This window comes from Nocardia anaemiae NBRC 100462 (genome assembly GCF_001612725.1).
Classification (GTDB): Bacteria; Actinomycetota; Actinomycetes; order Mycobacteriales; family Mycobacteriaceae; genus Nocardia; species Nocardia anaemiae.
The window spans coordinates 1-1,042 of record NZ_BDAZ01000127.1 but is presented as its reverse complement, the minus strand read 5'-3'; the positions used below and the strand labels follow the sequence as shown (position 1 = coordinate 1,042).

Here is a 1,042-nt window from a genome sequence, read left to right as displayed (position 1 = left end):
GGGTGGATGCGGTGGCGCTGACTGAGGCTGTTCGGTGTGGCTCGGTGCCGGGTGAGCTGGTGGCGGGGATGTCGAATATCGTTGCAGCCGAATGATGTTCGTGTCGGCGTGGCATTCCTTGGACATGAAGAACTCCTGGTAGATCAACGGTTGTCGAGACCAGATCGCCAGGAGTTCGAGTGCCAGTATTGCCTACCTGCTTGTGTTCGTCATGCCCAGCCCACGACGGCATCTCACCGGTACATCCGTGTCCGGTCTACCCGTCCTCGTGCAGCGATGAGCAGTGGGCGCTGCTCGAGCCGTTGCTGCCGCCGCCGGGCAACACCGGTGGCAAGGGTGGCCGCGCGGAGAAGCATCCCCGCCGCCTGGTCCTGGACGCGGTGTTCTACATGGTGCGAGGCGGGATCGCCTGGCGGGCGCTGCCCAACGACTTCCCGCCCCCGACGACGGTGTACGACATCTTCTGCCGATGGACGAAAGCCGGTGTGTGGCAACGGATCAACGACGTACTACGTGAGCGGATCCGCATCCGCGCCGGGCGCAAGCCGACCCCGACCGCGGCGATCATCGACTCCCAATCGGTGCGCGGCGCTGACACCGTGCCCACTCGATCACGCGGATGGGATAACGGCAAGAAAGTCGGAGGCCGTAAACGCCACATCGCGGTGGACACGATGGGATTGTTGCTGGCCGTCGTGGTCACCGCGGCCAGCATCCAGGACCGCGACGGTGCTGTCGGGCTGCTGGCGCTGATGCGGGAACGGTTCTTCACCATCACCCTGGCCTGGGCCGATGCCGGCTATACCGGCAGGCTGGTGATCTGGGCCGAGAAAGTCCTGCATCTGGCAGTGGCCATCGTCAAACGCACCGATCCCGGCTTCGTTGTGCTACCGCGCAGGTGGGTGGTCGAGCGGAGTTTCGCCTGGATCAGCAAACACCGACGCTGCGTCCGGGACTACGAAACCCTTCCCACCAACCACGAAGCCATGGTCTACATCGCCATGATCATGACCATGTCACGCCGACTCACACGCCCATAGCC

General features: G+C 64.1%; 1 protein-coding gene. It reads left to right on the top strand.

The genetic code is table 11. The features are described 5' to 3' along the window. Positions 1-230 precede the first annotated feature (230 nt). Complete coding sequence (locus NA5_RS38715) at positions 231-1,040, top strand: IS5 family transposase (RefSeq protein WP_062993998.1); 810 nt, start codon at positions 231-233, stop codon at positions 1,038-1,040. Positions 1,041-1,042 lie beyond the last annotated feature (2 nt).